Consider the following 16,594-nt stretch of genomic DNA (forward strand, 5'->3'; position numbering starts at 1 on the left):
ACGTTAAATTAACTGAAGCAAAGTGGCAGAAAGATACAGTCAATCCAAATTATGCTTATTTTTGTTATACTTTAAATTTAAGGTCATGAAAAGGAATTTAGTCATTATTTCAAGCCTGTTGTTCTGTGCTCTTTACGCTGGAACAGCAAGCGCACAACAGTCAGGTTTAGCTCCGGATCAAAACCCGCGGTATAAAGAAAGCCAGGAAAAATATTTTAAGGTTGCAGACTCGCTGACTAGTCAGCAGGGAACTACTGTTCAGAATACCTACAAAGCTTACGACTGGTATGAAGCCAAACTGGAACGTCGTCGTCAGCGCCGTGAATGGAGACATGAAGAAAGAATGAATGGTTACTACGGTGACTTTTATCCTTCATTAAGTTTCGGCAGCAGTTATTATCCTTATGGAGGATATAACTATGGAGGCTACTACGGCGGGCGTAGTAATTTCTGGTTCGGCTGGTAACAAATTTCCGGAAATACGATCTAACAATTATAAAAAAACAGAATAACACAGATGAAATTCAATAGATTATTAACGGTTACAGCGCTTGCCGCTTCAGGAATGATGATTGCGTCATGCTCATCCAGACAAGTAACACGTGTGAGTACAGATCAAACCATAGACATTAGCGGATCATGGAATAACAGTGATTCCAGAATGGTAGCAGATGAACTGACTAAGAACATTCTGACTGCAAACTGGCTAGGTACGCATCAGGATGAACATCAAGGCAAAAAACCAGTAGTAATTGTTGGATTTGTTCAGAATAAAAGTCATGAACATATCGATGCAGAGACCTTTGTAAAAGACATCGAAAGCTCTTTCATTCAGACACAAAGAGTACGTTTGGTACAGGGTGGTAAAAAACGCGAGGAATTACGTGCAGAAAAAGCAGATCAGCAAACAAACTCTTCTAACTCTACGATCAAAAAGTTCGGTTTAGAGAACGGTGCTGATTATATCCTTCAGGGATCAATTAACTCTATTGTAGATGCACACAAACGCCAAAAAGTGGTTTATTACCAGGTAAATCTTGAACTGACCAACATTCAGACTAATGAAGTGGTTTGGATCGGTGAGAAGAAAATAGCCAAATACGTTAAAAACTAATCCCGTAATTTCTCCTTGTCCTGAAGATCATATAACTGATGTTCAGGACAATTTATAACTCATATGACAACCATTCGTACGTATACTCTTCGGGCATCAGTTGTAGGATTGATGCTTTTTTTATTTGGTTGCGCAAGTTATAACGACCGTATTACCCCGTATTATAAAAACATTTCTACAGGGAATTACAAAGAGGCACAAATTGAACTCGACAAGAACAGCCTGATTCAGAAACCAAGAAATAAACTGCTTTTTTTGATGGAGAAAGGAAGAGTAAGTCATTTACTTGGAGATTATGAAAACAGTAACCGGTATTTTAACGAAGCCGATCAAATGCTGGAAATAGGGTTGACAGGTACGCTGGATGCAACTGTTGGCGTATTGGTAAATCCAATGACACAACGTTATAAGGGAGAGGATTTCGAGAAATTCATGATCCATTACTATAAAGCACTTAACTATTTGTATCTGCATAACACAGATGAAGCAGTCGTAGAAGCCAGACGGATCACCCTTCAGGCACAAGAACAAGGAGATAAATTCAATAATAAAGATAAACGTTACGCTCAGGATGCTTTTTCATTAATGCTGCAAGGCATGATTTACGAGAGCAATAAAGATGTCAATAATGCCTTTATTTCTTATAGAAATGCTGTTGAAATCTATCAAAAAAGCCCGGATAAAACCTATTACGGTACAAAAATGCCTTTAGGACTTCAACAAGATGTAATCAGAACCGCTTATTTAAACGGATTTACTTCAGAAGCTGTACAATTTGAAACTGCATTTGGCATTAAATATAAACCAGAGAAAGCACCAGAAGGCGGTGAACTGATCTTCTTTTGGGAAAATGGCCTGGCACCTGTTAAAAAACAAGAAGACTTATTCTTTACTTTAACCAGAGGTGATGGTGGAAATCTTTTTTTCAGCAACGCAGCTGGCGGATTACTTATTCCATTTGTATATAGCGGCGATCGCGATAAACTAAATATTAAAGCCGTAGAAAGCTTAAGAGCTTCCTTCCCTAAATATGTAGCACAACCTTCCTATTACGCTTCTGCAGTAATCAAGAATACGCAGGGCGATGTAACACTGGAAAAAGCAGAAAATATCAATGAACTTGCTTTCAGGACACTGCAACAGCGCACACTGAATGAAATGAGTAAGGTACTTTCAAGATTGGCAGTTAAGAAATTAGCAGAATATGCTTTACGCGAAAGTGCAAAAAGAGAAGGTCAGAAAAATAATACCTTACTGGAAGGTCTTGGCTATGGCATGCAGCTGTATAGCTTGCTGTCTGAGAAGGCCGATACCCGTAACTGGCAATCCTTACCGAGCAGCATTTCTTATGCCCGTATACCCTTAAAAACAGGTGAAAACGAAATTACGTTAACACTTAAAAATGCGCAGGGAGCAGATGAAACCAAAACCATTAAAGTGAATGGCAATGGTGGAATTCAATTCTATAACTATGCTACACTACGTTAAGTAGTTGATATACTGAATATTTTTGTCCGGAATACTTATATTTGTCAGGTATGATGAATATAAGTATTCCGGCTTTTATAACGAAGGTATCCCGTTGGATGCTTGTCGTTTTAATGTTGATTAGTGTATTCATCATCTCCAGCAGATCCGGACGCAGCCCGATAGCTATTTCAAAATTTACAACAAGTAAACTAGCGGGACAGACCTCTGCTGTACGTAGCAATCATATTTTTTATCGAAGCTTTATTCAGAAAATACGGACTGTAAATTTTCAGCGTATCTTTTTGTCTTGTTCCGGCAGCTTGTTGCTAATCATCAAGGACAGGCTGATACGCATACAGGCGGGCACAAATCTGATAAGCGTATTACATATCCTTCCTATAGGATGTTTTTTGTTCAGAAGAGTTATTGATTATACTCCTGAACAAGCTGAATCCTTTCTCTATTCAGCTTAAAAGTAACACCAAAAAAATTCATTCCTTTTTATTTTAATATGAAACGCATCAAGAAAGTATTGCGCTTTGCCGGTATGGTCATGCTGATTAGCTTAGCCTGTTTTGGATTGGGAATTAGCGGGCCTGCGCCAGTCTCTTCAGGCAGAGAAAAACATCCCTCAGAAAATGTAGAAACTAAAGAAGAGAAAGATCAGGAACTAAAACCTTGATTCAAGGGCATATTTCTCCTTTTCAGCTGTAACAATAAACGATTCGGGCATCTAAACCTGAGTCGCTCTTCACATTTTGTTAATTTTGATATGATGACAGGTTTATATAAAATAGAGAGTCCAAACGAATCTGAGTTCTTTGCAATGGGTGAATTATGGGAGGCTTCTGTTCGCGCTACCCATCATTTTTTAAATGAACAGGACATTACGTTCTTTAAATCATTGTTATTAAGTGAATACCTGAAGCTGGTTGAACTATTTTGCATCAGGGATACCAATGGGGCTATCCTCGGGTTTATGGGGATAGAGAGCGATAAACTGGAAATGCTGTTTGTGCATCCGCAGGCTATGGGGAAGGGGATAGGGAAAGCATTGCTGGAACATGCCGTGCAAACCCTTCAAGTGAATAAAGTCGATGTCAATGAAGATAACCAGCAGGCAGCAGGATTTTACTTGAAAATGGGATTTAAAACAATCAGCCGTTCAGCTTTAGACGGGATGGGAAAACCTTTTCCAATACTACATATGACCTTATAAAATATATCCCTGTAAAAGAAGAGTCCTGCAAATCAAATTTGCAGGACTCTTCTTTTACAGGGATATATTCTTAGTTCGTTTTACCAGGATATTGTTTCAACGCTAACGTTAAGCAATCCATTGCTTTGTTTAAATCATCAATATTTAATACATAAGCCATTCTCACTTCATCTTTACCTGAGCCAGGGCTGGAGTAAAAACCAGTTGCAGGAGCCATCATAACTGTTTCGCCATTGTTGTCAAAACTTTCCAGTATCCATTGGCAAAATACATCTGCATCATCAATAGGGAATTTGGCAACTACATAGAAAGCGCCACCCGGATTAGGGCAGAAAACACCATCAATAGCATTTAATCTGGATACTAAAGTATCTCTGCGTAAAGTATATTCCTTATTTACTTCTTCAAAATAACTATCAGGAGTATCAACAGCAGCAGTTCCAGCAATTTGTTCTACCATTCCAGGGCTTAATCTTGCTTGTGCAAACTTCAATCCTGACTTAATTACTTCCTTGTTTTTAGTGATTAAACATCCTAAACGCGCACCACAAGCACTGTATCTTTTAGAAACAGTATCCATGATCACTACATTTTCCTCTAAACCATCCAGGTGCATCGGAGAAATGAATTCTCTGCCATCATAGCAGAACTCACGGTAAGCCTCATCAGAGAATAAGAACAAATCATACTTTAAGCATAATTCTTTCAATGCCTGAAGCTCTTCTCTTGAATAAAGATAGCCTGTCGGATTATTTGGGTTACAGATAATAATCGCTTTAGTTTTATCAGTGATCAGCTTTTCGAATTCTGCAATCGCTGGTAAAGCAAAACCATTCTCAATATAAGACAGGATTGGTTTTACAACTACATTACTCATACAAGCAAATCCATTATAATTGGCGTAAAAAGGCTCAGGAATGATAATTTCGTCACCTTCATTCACGCAGGTCTGCATAGCGATTGTGATAGCCTCAGAACCACCTACAGTCACTAAGATATCCTCAGGAGTGATATTGTACCCCAGTTTATTGTAATATTCAGTAAGTTTTGTTCTATAGCTTAATGTTCCTTCAGAAGGCGTATAAGCCCAAACATCGAAATCAATATTTTTAATTGCATTTAACATGCCCTCTGGTGTGGCAATGTCTGGCTGGCCGATATTTAAATGATAAACTTTCTTACCGTCCTTCTTTGCCTGATCTGCAAATGGAGTTAGTTTTCTAATAGGCGATGCGGGCATTTGTATCCCTTTTTCTGAAATATGTGGCATGGGTCAAAAATAAAAAACCTCGTTGATTTAACGAGGTTTTATTGATAATAATATTTTTCTGCGGATTATTTTCCTGCTACTGTTTCTCCTTTAATGTATAACACTTTAGTAGGTGTTTTTGCATTAGAGTTGATCGTGATGCTTTTGCTGAAAGGCAATGGTGAACCTGCAGGCGTATAAGTAACTTTAATTAGGCCAGCTTCTCCTTTTTTAATAGGTGTTTGTGTGTAAGTTGGTACAGTACAACCGCAAGTAGTCTCTACTTTTGTCAAAATCAGAGGCTCATCACCGACGTTTACAAACTTAAATTCTACAGAAACAGGGCTTGTCAATGGAATTTTTCCAAAATCATGCGTCTCTTTTTCAAATTTAAATTCAGCTGGTTTGCTTTGTGCAAATGAAGTAACGGTAACACCTAAAACAAAGGTTAATAGTATAATTAGCTTTTTCATCAGTTATTTTTTTTTAAATGGTTATGAATCTTACATGAACCTGATAATCTAATGCAGTGAATTGTAGGCTCATGCAGGTTTCATATTTAAATCTTTTGAACAAATTTAATGTTTTCATTAACATTTCAAAGTCAAAAGCTAATATATATATTACACTTGGGTAAGGGACGGAAAATAGAAAATACGTATCTTTGCCCAATAAACTTTTGTGCTTATGATGCTAAATAACAAACTTACGACGAACCCCATCGATGCCTCAGAATTAAGTTTTGACGACTTCAAGACTATAGTAATCGATGATTACAGGATTGCATTCGAGAGCAGACAGGCTAGTTTACTAGGCCGTAAAGAGGTTTTAACAGGTAAGGCTAAGTTTGGCATTTTTGGCGACGGAAAAGAACTTCCACAAATTGCAATGGCTAAAGCCTTTAAAAATGGTGATTGGCGTTCTGGTTATTACCGCGATCAGACCTTTGCTTTTGCGACAGGTATTTGTACCATTAAGGAGTTTTTTGCTCAATTATACGCTAATCCAAGCGTAGAAGCAGACCCTGCATCTGCAGGCCGTCAAATGAACTGCCATTTTTCCACCCGTTCACTTAACGAAGACGGTTCATGGAAAAACTTAACAGAAATGAAGAATTCTTCTTCTGATATTGCACCAACAGGCGGCCAGATGGCACGTTTAGTAGGTTTGGCTTATGCTTCCAAATTATACAGACAAAATCCGGAATTAAATTACCTGAAAAACTTCTCCGTTAATGGAAATGAAGTTGGCTTTGGTACTATAGGAAATGCTTCTACTTCTGAAGGCGTGTTTTTTGAAGCGATCAATGCAGCAGGGGTTTTACAAATTCCAATGGCGATGTCTGTTTGGGATGACGCTTACGGAATTTCTGTTCCGGCTAAATATCAGACTACTAAAGAGGATATCTCAGAGATATTAAAAGGTTTCCAGCGTGATGAAAATAACGCAGGTTACGAAATATATAAAGTAAGAGGCTGGGATTATCCTGCCCTTTGTGAAACCTATCAGCAGGCTATTCAGATCTGCCGCGATGAACATGTGCCTGTTTTAATCCATGTAACTGAAGTTACGCAGCCTCAGGGACACTCTACTTCAGGATCTCATGAACGTTATAAAGACAAAGCAAGATTAGAGTGGGAAAAGGAATTTGACTGTATCCGTCAAATGCGTCTCTGGATGCTTGAATCTGCTATCGTGACCGAAGAGGAATTAGCTGTATTAGAAGATACGGCTAAAAAACTGGTTCGTGAAGCGCAGAAAGAAGCCTGGAATGAATTCCTTGGGGACATCAAAACAGAAAAAGATCAGGTGATCAGTTTGATCAATAACCTTTCTGATTCAAACCAGGCTTTATCAAAAATTGCAGGTACGCTGGGCGGAACACCGGATGCACAGCGTAAAGAAGTTATTTCTTCTGCTAGAAAAGCACTTCGCTTAACGTTAAACCAACCTTCTGAAGAAAGAAACCAGTTATTAAGCTGGTACCAGAAAGAAAAAGAAAACAACGAAGAACGCTATAACTCCAAGCTGTTTACAGACGGTAAGGAAAGCCCTTCTTTAGTGAATATCGTGCCAGCCTCTTACCAGGACAATAGCAAAATGGTCGATGGCCGCGAATTATTGAATGCTTGTTTTGATGCTAACTTTGCACGTGATCAGCGTTTAGTAGCATTTGGTGAAGACTTAGGAAATATCGGTGATGTGAACCAGGGCTTTGCAGGCTTGCAGGCTAAATATGGTGAATTAAGGATTACCGATACCGGTATCAGAGAAATGACTATTGCAGGTCAGGGTATCGGATTGGCATTGCGTGGTTTAAGACCAATCGCAGAGATTCAATACCTGGATTACCTGTTATATGCACTGAATGTTTTGAGTGATGACCTGGCTAGTTTGTCTTACCGTACCAAAGGCGGACAAAAAGCACCGGTAATTATCAGGACCCGCGGACACCGTTTAGAAGGCGTATGGCATTCAGGATCACCAATTGGTATGATCCTGGGCTCTTTGCGGGGTTTACACCTGTGTGTGCCCCGTAATATGACGCAGGCTGCGGGAATGTACAATACTTTATTCAGAGCGGATGAACCAGCTTTAATGATTGAATGTCTGAACGGTTATCGCTTAAAAGAGATGTTGCCTGATAACGTTGGGGAGTATACAGTACCTTTAGGAAAAGCTGAAATTGTAAGAGAAGGAACAGATATTACTGTGGTATCTTATGGCTCCACTTTAAGAATCGTAGAAGAAGCAGCTGAAGAACTGGCAGCTTACGGAGTTTCAGTAGAGATCATTGACCCTCAGACTTTACTTCCTTTCGATACAGATCATTTATGCGCGTCTTCTTTACAGAAAACGAATAAATTATTAGTGGTAGACGAAGATGTTCCGGGTGGCGGAACGGCTTATATCCTGCAACAGATTTTAGAGAATCAGGGTGGATATTACCATTTAGATGCACAACCACAAACTTTATCTGCAAAAGCTCACCGTCCTCCATATGGATCTGACGGAGATTATTTCACTAAACCATCAGTAGATGATGTAGTAGAGACAATTTACCAGATGATGAATGCACATAACGAAGCAAAATATCCTGCAATTTTCTAATTCAGAATTCGATATTTGAAATTTATTTTTTCAAGAAAAAGCCTGGTTCCCCTGTTGAAATTACAGGGAAGGACCAGGCTTTGTTGTTGATAGCGTTTTTAAGGCTGGACAGCCTTTAAAACATTGATTGGGCCATAGCCCAGTTTAGGATCTTTATTGGGATATAATTTAGCAGATTCTACCATTCTTTGTAATACCTGTTTATCATTCCATGATGGATGTGCAGACCAAACCAGTGCTGCGATACCCGCATTGATTGCTGTAGCTGCCGAAGAAGAGCCTGAGAAACCATATTGACCTGGTGTATCATGATAAACTGCTACGGCGTTATTTACGCCTGCTGAAGTTGCCGTAGTGGTCGTAAAATAAACTTTATCACCTTCATGACACTCCTTACAACTCACCAGGCTTCCCGTTGTGCTATAATCAGTACCCGTAACCGCAACAGTTTCACTCATTGAAGCCGGGAATATTACACCTACACTTTTAGGAATATCAATCACGAAAAATCCAAGATTGATTGGTTTAATAGAAGTTCCGGCAGCAGCAAAGATCAGCTTACCCTTGCTTTTAGCATATTTTACTGCGTCAGCTAAAACCGATACATTAAAGATCCAGCCATTGGACATGGATATCACTTTTACATTGTTATCATCAGCTAACTTAGTTAAAGCACTGGCTACACCTTGTTGCTGTTTAGAACTCCACAAAGCTACAAAATCAGTTGCCCTGTAGCTCACCAGGTTACAGTTATAGGCAATCCCGACAGGCAGGTTTACTTTTTTAGGTGCAGCAATCAATGAAGCCATACCCGTACCATGATCTGCGCTCATATCGTCTTTGTTTGCGTATACGTCATTTGCCCCCTTAAAAGTGCCAAAAAGTGTAATCGTTCTTCCAGCACCAAATTCTTGTGAACTAAATGCGGTTTGAGCTTGATAAACCCCATTATCAATTAAGCCGATAGTGATACCTTTTCCAGTACTTACTTTCCATGCATCCGGGATTTTCTGATCTCCGTAACTTTTAGGAATTAAAGGCTCACCGCTGCCTTGAATAAACCAGCCCGGAAGTTCAGCAGGATCCCCACCGCCACCAGAACTCAGACTTTCTGTAGCAATAGCTGACCTGCTTTTTAACAAGAACTTATTGTAATCAGCAGGTTCCAAATAACGGATAGCCTTAGATTTACGTAACTCCTGAAGCGTACTTAAATTTCCTATTTTAACCACCATATTGGTCAGTACAGGGCTTTCATATTGCAATACGTTCTCTTTGGCCTCAGCAGTTTTTACCTGCTGTAAAATGCCGCTTTTAATGCCATCGATATTTACTCCTGCTTTTTTTGCTTCTGATACACTGATGTTTGCCATTTGAGCTTCAGCATTCAAACTCTCGGTGACCGTATTGGACGATTGTGGATTTCCATACCCCACAGACAGCAAGCTATCCCCATGGATAACAGCACTATATAGCAATTCATCGCTTTGCTCATTCCATTTAAAATCGCCGGTTTTCTGCAAACTGGACTGAATTACGTTATTAATTTCCTGTACGGAATAGAGTTTGCCTTTTGGATGGAGCGCATCCTGACTGTTGGTGGTCAGGTTATCCTTTCGGCAGGATATCAAAACGACTAAAAATACGGCGCACAAAATTGCCGCCTTGTTTTTGTTTTTCATAATAGATTGTTTTTATAGGTTAGATGGTATTCAATAGATGTAGGTAAAGTAGAAATAATTATTCATTTAATTTAAATTAAAATAGTCTTAGTGAAAGATTTAACACAAAAAAAACGCCCTGTTATTTTTTAGATAACAGGGCGTCCGGATAAACAGGTTTTTAACTTATAACCTGCTTGATTTATTTCTTAATAATTGATCGGCAAGAACTAAAGCTGCCATCGCCTCAACGATCACAACTGCTCTTGGCACCACACAAGGATCATGTCTGCCTTTTCCTTTAATCTCTGCGGCCTCACCAGCAGCATTTACCGTTTGCTGATTATGCATAATGGTCGCTACAGGTTTAAAAGCTACTGTAAAGTTGATTTCCATTCCATTAGAAATTCCTCCTTGTATACCACCAGAGAAATTAGTCAGTGTTTTTGGTGCATGTGCTCCATCGGTCAGGAAGATATCATTGTGTGCTGATCCCCTCATCTCACTTCCTGAAAATCCTGAGCCATATTCAAAACCATGTACCGCATTAATGCTTAACATCGCTTTGCCTAAATCGGCATGCAGCTTATCAAAAACAGGCTCTCCTAATCCCGGAGGGCAATTGTGAATGATACAACTGATTTTTCCACCAACAGTATCTCCATCTTTTCTGACGCTGTCGATAAATTCGATCATTTCATTTGCTGTTGCCGGATCTGCGCAGCGCACGATATTTTCTTCGCGCTGTGCTAACAATTCAGCAATAGGCAAGGTTTGTAAATTAGGTGCATTGATGGTTCCTACAGCAGAAACATGTGCAAAAATACCGATCCCATAATGTTGAAGTAATAACTTGGCAATAGCACCTGCTGCTACCCGGGCAGCCGTTTCTCTCGCAGATGAACGTCCGCCACCACGGTGATCACGGATACCATATTTAGCATCATAAGTATAATCAGCATGCGAAGGACGATAAACAGTCTTATTGTGTTCATAATCTTTGGAACGGTGATCCTCATTCGGAATCAAAAGCGCAATTGGTGTACCTGTACTTTGTCCTTCGAAAATACCCGATAAGATTTGTACCGTATCGCTCTCTTTACGTTGTGTGGTTATCTTTGATTGTCCCGGACGGCGTTTATCTAACTCTGACTGGATAAACTCCAGATCAATAGGCAATCCTGCAGGGCAGCCATCTACAATAACGCCAATAGCCTCGCCATGTGATTCTCCAAAAGTTGAAATCCTGAATAAGTGTCCGAAGGTATTCCCTGCCATGTTTTTAATTTAAATTTGTAAGTTATTCTAATTATCAGGCTAATTCCTGAACCGTGAAACCTGCTTTTTGCAAATGTTTCCAGAAATCAGGATATGACTTCTCTACCACCTGGAAATCTTCAATTTCTACTTCTTTAATCAGCAAACTTAAAGGCGCAAAGGCCATAGCCATCCGGTGATCATCATAAGTAGCGAAAGTTACCTTTTCCGGGAAGTTTAACCTATCACAGTTTAAGGTATACACCTCATTCTCTTCATTTAAAGTAACGCCAATTTTAGCCAGCTCATTTTGTAAGGCCAGAATTCTGTTGGTTTCTTTAATTTTAAGCGTTTCCAGGCCAGTAAAAGCAAGGTTTAATCCCTTAGCAGCAGCACAAACAATAATAGTTTGCGCCAGATCAGGGCAGTCTTTTAAATTTAGAATAGCTGTAGTCTGTGGTTCGTTTTTATTGGCTTTTAAAGCTATACCATTTGTGGTTCTTTGTGTATTTACACCAAGGCCAATCATGATTTCCTGGATTTTACTATCTCCCTGCAAGCTTTCCTCTTTCAAGTTAGGCAGTTCAATAGCCGCCTGGTCAGCCAGTGCAGCTATGCTGTACCAGTAAGACGCAGCGCTCCAGTCAGGCTCAACAGTCAGTGTTGCCGCCTGATACTGCTGCGGGCCTATATAGATATTATCGCCTTTCCAGCTATGTGAAACCCCGGCTGAAGCTAATAAAGCCAGCGTCATTTCTACATATGGTCTGGAAGTTAATCCACCCTCAATATTCAGCGAAAGACCAGCAAGCAATTTTGGCGCAATAATCAGCAAGGCTGATAAATACTGACTGCTTACATTTCCTTTGATAGAAACCTCAGCACGTACATTATTTAAACCTCCATTGATGGACAAAGGAGGGAAGCCCTCATTTTTAGCATAAGATATATCCGCACCCAGACTTTTTAAAGCGTCCACTAAGATACCAATCGGGCGTTCCTGCATTCTGGCAGATCCAGTAAGTAGAAATTGCTGTGGAATTGTAGCTAAATAAGCTGTTAAAAAGCGCATTGCAGTGCCAGCATGTCCAACATCCACCGTTCTTCTTTCTTCAGTTTCAGTTGTACTCAGTTCCGTCAAAATCCTGTTCAAAGTCACTGTATCAGCAGCATCAGAAAGGTTATTTACCTTGACTAATCCTTTACTGATTGCAGCAATAATCAATGCCCTGTTGCTCTCACTTTTTGAACCCGTGAGGTTTATCGTCGCCTGGATATCTTTTTGTCCCTTAAAGGAAACAAGTGCATTCTTCTTCATTGGAGCATTCGTGTTAATATTTTGTATTCAGAATTTTCGGAAGCTTTTCCTAATCTGTGACTAAGAAAAGCTTTTGAAAATTCAGATGATTATGCTTTTGAAGCAGCAGAAGCTTCAACGATTTCTTCTTCAGTTTTGCCTTCGTTCATGATTGCAGTTTGTTTTCTGATAGACTCACCGTGAACTAATTCTAAGAACTTCTCTGTAAAACCAAGGTCTAATTTAAGTGCTTTAGCAAAAGCAGTTCCTTTTTTAAGGATTTCATCCCAACGGTTAACTTGTAAGATGGTTACTTTGCTATCTCTTTTGTATTGACCGATTTTTTCAACGATAGCCATACGCTCACTTAATTTCTGAAGCAGAACATCATCGATTTTATCAATTTGCTTACGTAATTCAGCTAATTTATCAGCAAAGGCTTCGTTATTAGACTCAGGATCACGTAAACTTAATTTAGCAATCAGTTCTTCTAAAGCAGCAGGGGTAACCTGTTGTTTGGCGTCAGTCCATGCTACAGAAGGATCAATATGTGACTCAATCATTAATCCCTGCATGTCAAGATCTAGTGCTTTTTGAGAGATGTAAGGGATTAATTCGCGATTTCCGCAGATATGTGAAGGATCATTAATGATTGGTAATTCAGGACAAAGCGTTTTCAACTGAATCGCAAGTTCCCACATGGGTTCGTTACGGAAAGAGCTTTTCTCGTAAGAAGAGAAACCACGGTGAATTGCACCTAATTTAGTGATACCTGCATTGTTGATACGCTCTAAAGCACCAATCCATAGAGAAATATCAGGATTTACAGGGTTTTTAATTAATACTGGGATGTCAACACCTTTTAAAGCGTCAGCAATTTCCTGTACTGTGAAAGGGTTTGCAGTTGATCTCGCGCCGATCCATAAGATATCTACGCCCGCTGCCAATGCTTCTTCCACATGTTTAGCGTTTGCTACTTCTACAGCTGTAGGTAATCCAGTTTCAGCTTTAGCTTTTTTCAACCACTCCAGACCGATACTTCCGATTCCTTCGAATTCTCCCGGACGGGTACGTGGTTTCCAGATTCCAGCTCTTAATACAGATACTTTACCAGTTGCAGCTAATAAATGTGCAGTAGATAACAATTGATCTTCAGTTTCTGCGCTACATGGTCCAGAGATGATAAGCGGCTCGTTTTTGACATTGATCCAGCTCGATAATGGCTGAATGTTTAAGTTTAATTTCATGATGAGGGGGATTTAATGTGTGTGTGGTATGTGTTAAATATTTTAAATACTGATTTGTGTGGTGTTAAACGATATCGTTCTTTAGATATTCGCCCATTATATTAAAATTTACTGTGTATTTCAGTGCTTTACGGATTGCGATATCATATTTTTCGCTTTCTGTCCATTCCATATCGACATAGAAATAATACTCACTTCTTTTACCTAAAACAGGCATAGACTGGATCTTGCTTAAATTCACATTTTGCTCTGCGAAGATGTTCAGCACTTTGGAAAGTGCACCTACATGGTTACCAACCTGGAAACAGATGGAGGATTTATTTATTTCAGTCAAATCTTCAGTTTTATCGTTTTGAAGGATCAGGAAACGGGTGTAATTCTTTTTATTCGATTCAATTCTTCTTTCTATAATGTTCAGGCCATAAAGCTCGGCAGCCAGTGTGTTTGCAATAGCAACAGTATCAGTCAATTGCTCGTCTCTGATTTTTTTTGCGCAAGCGGCTGTATCTACACTTTCCACTACTTTTAAGTGTGGAAATTCGTCAAAGAAATCAATGCACTGACGAATAGCAATAGGGTGGGAGGTTACATATTTTACGTCTTCCAATTTCACTCCTGGCAGGGCCATTAAATGTAATTGTATAGGAAGATAAACCTCTCCGGTCACTGCAAAATTATATTCTCTGATCAGCGTGTAATTTGGTAAAAGGCTACCAGCAATAGAGTTTTCAATAGCCATCACCACATAGTCAACCTCCCGTGCTTCAAGCACTTCGCATGTTTGTTTAAAGGAATTGCATTCGACAGTTTTAATGTCATTACCAAAGAATTTGAAAGCAGCTTCTTCATGAAAGGAGGCTTTAATACCTTGTATTGCTACTCTTGTTACTTTTTTCATTTTTATAATCTCCTGCGTTAATTTTTGCTTTAAACAAAAAAAGTCCCGGCAGGATGCCGGGACTTTTCATATACAATTTATGTTGATTTTTTTGATTGCATATCAGTCCCGGCTCTTACTAAAATAGTAGAAGTAGCTAAACCAATATGTAGTGATGTTTCTCATTTTTTTCTTTGGTGGCCTCTGCAAACAGAACCCTGTATTTTTAATCTTTGTTTTTTCAAATGTAGCAACAAAATTTAATTTGTCAAATTTAATTTAAAAAAAATTATTTATGGTGGCTTAACGGTGTTGAATGGGCATACGAAACAATATGAAGGCTTAGTTTTAAGGAGGATTTTTAGTTTTTTAAGCGTAAAGTTGAATTGTTATAGCAATAATTGTCTTTAATTAAAGCCTTAAATTCAGGAGTTTCCGTCTTGATAAAGTTAAAATTGTAATATACTTCCTCTTCTTCAGATTCAAATTCATTGGCATTTCCAATACAAATTTGAAAATGCAATAAGTGTTTTTATAACAATTCAAATCCTTCAAAATCATCATCAACCTCAATGCTATATAATTTATCTAAAAATGCATTAAGGCTATTGGATACTGGGCTCTATAACATATAACTCGAATTCGTTTTCAATATCCGGGTTTACTATCTGATCATCCTCAATTATAAATCTTTCTTCATGATTCCAAAATACTATTTGTGGATTTTTTGTATCAATTCTGTAATCAAAGCATATATAATTTCCTCCTGGATCAGCAGCAAAAGGAAAAACATCAGGTGGAAGCTGGTTCTTAATCGCTTTGTACTCAACTAATACATTATCCTTGTTTTCCAGGTTAAAGTTTAACAGTTCTCCAAAACTCTTACCTACTGAAAACTCTGTATCAAATGCTGTCTTTTCTGGAACGCCGGAGTTATAGTTTATGACCAGCTCAATAAAAGTCTCCGGAAGTTTTATACCCCATTCTTTTTCAACTAAAAGAATAGATGACTTGTCTTTTAAGGGCTTTACGAACTTCCAGGTTTTGTTTTTATAAGTCATTTCGCCAGGTATATCTTAGAAATTACTATTAGGACAGGATAGCTACTTTTTAAATGTTTCTATTTTATGACTTATAACAGCATCATTTGATGGAGTGTTTAAATGAACAATAAGGTCAGGCAAAGCCCCATCTTCAGGAGTTCCATCTTTCTTTGTCATTCCAGGTTCTTTTTTCCAGTCTATAATATCAATACTTACCAGATAAATATTTTGCGCTGTTTCAACTTCAGCTATAGGAGACTCATTTATAGTTTCTTCGATATATTCTATTCCGCTAACATTAAGAATTCCATCAGATTCGATCAAATAATTGTTGGACGTGTTTAAGAGATATTTAGCTTCTCTTTCACTCCATGTTTTTTGTGGTGCTATTCGAATAATGAATTCTAAAGCTCCATTATTTTGCAAATTAATTGGAACAAAGAGCTTTTCCTTTATAAGTTCTAAAAGAGAATCGTCCTCATAAAATTTTTCTTCCCAATCTTCATATGAATTTACTCCCTTTGCAATTTTTGGATTCCAGATACACCACATACCTGATCTGGTATCTAACACTTTTTTGATTTCTTTCATAGGTTTTTGAGTATTAATTACTCCAATAAATATAGAAAGGATTCAAAGGATTGGGCAATAAAATAAGTGTTCTCATCTTCATAAGATTGGTCAAAAGCAAACGCATGATCATAAAAATAAACACCATCGTTTTCTCCATCAAAAATCAAAAGAATAAACGCTCCACCCGGATCCCTACCTATTAATAGTGAGTTTTCTGGAATTTCATCTCCATACTCCTGATTCCAAAATTCAAGATTGAGTGCTTTTTTCTCCAGTTTTGTTCCAAAAAAAATATGTAGAAGTATATCTTCATCTAATGCCTTAACGTGAAAAATTCCATCATTAACTCTTGCCCCATTATTTTTGATCAGAAAATTTTTATAATCGTATGGAAGTTTAATATCTGATTTCTCTTCAAGTTCTTCAATGGTTTTAATATCTCCTTCTCCAAACCTTTCTATTTCCATTATTATCTA

General features: G+C 38.4%; 16 protein-coding genes. 6 read left to right on the plus strand and 10 right to left on the minus strand.

Annotated features, from left to right (window positions below; genetic code table 11):
* The first annotated feature begins 85 nt into the window (after positions 1 to 85).
* From ABIB30_RS17285 to ABIB30_RS17305, 5 genes are all read left to right on the plus strand, one after another.
* On the plus strand, positions 86 to 466 hold the full coding sequence (locus ABIB30_RS17285; protein ID WP_354304139.1) for a hypothetical protein: 381 nt from the start codon (positions 86 to 88) through the stop codon (positions 464 to 466).
* 51 nt (positions 467 to 517) lie between these two features.
* A complete protein-coding gene (locus ABIB30_RS17290; protein WP_354304140.1) occupies positions 518 to 1,114 on the plus strand; it encodes a penicillin-binding protein activator LpoB in 597 nt (198 codons plus the stop codon).
* A gap of 63 nt (positions 1,115 to 1,177) precedes the next feature.
* Positions 1,178 to 2,602, plus strand: a complete 1,425-nt coding sequence (locus ABIB30_RS17295; RefSeq protein ID WP_354304142.1) for a COG3014 family protein — start codon at positions 1,178 to 1,180, stop codon at positions 2,600 to 2,602.
* A gap of 493 nt (positions 2,603 to 3,095) precedes the next feature.
* Entirely contained in the window at positions 3,096 to 3,266 is a 171-nt protein-coding gene (locus tag ABIB30_RS17300) for a hypothetical protein (protein WP_354304144.1), read from the plus strand.
* 90 nt (positions 3,267 to 3,356) lie between these two features.
* The gene (locus tag ABIB30_RS17305; protein ID WP_354304145.1) at positions 3,357 to 3,803 is read left to right on the plus strand and encodes a GNAT family N-acetyltransferase; all 447 of its coding nucleotides are present in this window, start codon (positions 3,357 to 3,359) and stop codon (positions 3,801 to 3,803) included.
* A gap of 70 nt (positions 3,804 to 3,873) precedes the next feature.
* Here the strand turns inward: ABIB30_RS17305 and ABIB30_RS17310 are convergent, their stop codons facing one another.
* Both ABIB30_RS17310 and ABIB30_RS17315 read right to left on the minus strand, forming a co-directional pair.
* Positions 3,874 to 5,073 (minus strand): pyridoxal phosphate-dependent aminotransferase, encoded by a 1,200-nt coding sequence (locus tag ABIB30_RS17310; RefSeq protein WP_354304147.1) that lies wholly within the window; start codon positions 5,071 to 5,073, stop codon positions 3,874 to 3,876.
* Positions 5,074 to 5,138: 65 nt separating this feature from the next.
* On the minus strand, positions 5,139 to 5,525 hold the full coding sequence (locus ABIB30_RS17315) for a DUF1573 domain-containing protein (protein ID WP_111632080.1): 387 nt from the start codon (positions 5,523 to 5,525) through the stop codon (positions 5,139 to 5,141).
* Between the two features lie 214 nt (positions 5,526 to 5,739).
* On the opposite strand from ABIB30_RS17315, the gene ABIB30_RS17320 reads away from it, so the two are divergent.
* Entirely contained in the window at positions 5,740 to 8,163 is a 2,424-nt protein-coding gene (locus ABIB30_RS17320; RefSeq protein WP_354304150.1) for an alpha-ketoacid dehydrogenase subunit alpha/beta, read from the plus strand.
* Between the two features lie 98 nt (positions 8,164 to 8,261).
* Here the strand turns inward: ABIB30_RS17320 and ABIB30_RS17325 are convergent, their stop codons facing one another.
* The 8 genes from ABIB30_RS17325 to ABIB30_RS17360 form a co-directional block, all read right to left on the minus strand.
* Entirely contained in the window at positions 8,262 to 9,845 is a 1,584-nt protein-coding gene (locus tag ABIB30_RS17325) for a S8/S53 family peptidase (RefSeq protein ID WP_354304152.1), read from the minus strand.
* 165 nt (positions 9,846 to 10,010) lie between these two features.
* Entirely contained in the window at positions 10,011 to 11,102 is a 1,092-nt protein-coding gene (gene aroC, locus ABIB30_RS17330; RefSeq protein ID WP_354304154.1) for a chorismate synthase, read from the minus strand.
* 34 nt (positions 11,103 to 11,136) lie between these two features.
* Positions 11,137 to 12,399 carry a 3-phosphoshikimate 1-carboxyvinyltransferase gene (gene aroA, locus ABIB30_RS17335; RefSeq protein ID WP_354304156.1) on the minus strand — a complete coding sequence of 421 codons (1,263 nt, stop codon included), beginning with the start codon at positions 12,397 to 12,399 and terminating at the stop codon, positions 11,137 to 11,139.
* A gap of 89 nt (positions 12,400 to 12,488) precedes the next feature.
* Positions 12,489 to 13,625 carry a chorismate mutase gene (locus ABIB30_RS17340; protein ID WP_354304158.1) on the minus strand — a complete coding sequence of 379 codons (1,137 nt, stop codon included), beginning with the start codon at positions 13,623 to 13,625 and terminating at the stop codon, positions 12,489 to 12,491.
* Positions 13,626 to 13,689: 64 nt separating this feature from the next.
* Positions 13,690 to 14,523 carry a prephenate dehydratase gene (locus ABIB30_RS17345; protein WP_068407569.1) on the minus strand — a complete coding sequence of 278 codons (834 nt, stop codon included), beginning with the start codon at positions 14,521 to 14,523 and terminating at the stop codon, positions 13,690 to 13,692.
* Positions 14,524 to 15,107: 584 nt separating this feature from the next.
* Positions 15,108 to 15,563 carry an SMI1/KNR4 family protein gene (locus tag ABIB30_RS17350; protein ID WP_354304161.1) on the minus strand — a complete coding sequence of 152 codons (456 nt, stop codon included), beginning with the start codon at positions 15,561 to 15,563 and terminating at the stop codon, positions 15,108 to 15,110.
* Positions 15,564 to 15,605: 42 nt separating this feature from the next.
* A complete protein-coding gene (locus ABIB30_RS17355; protein WP_354304163.1) occupies positions 15,606 to 16,136 on the minus strand; it encodes a hypothetical protein in 531 nt (176 codons plus the stop codon).
* 17 nt (positions 16,137 to 16,153) lie between these two features.
* Positions 16,154 to 16,585, minus strand: coding sequence for an SMI1/KNR4 family protein (locus ABIB30_RS17360; RefSeq protein WP_354304165.1), 432 nt, complete (start codon positions 16,583 to 16,585; stop codon positions 16,154 to 16,156).
* Positions 16,586 to 16,594: the final 9 nt, after the last annotated feature.

Origin of the sequence: Pedobacter sp. UYP1, from assembly GCF_040547305.1 — a bacterium.
Classification (GTDB): Bacteria; Bacteroidota; Bacteroidia; order Sphingobacteriales; family Sphingobacteriaceae; genus Pedobacter.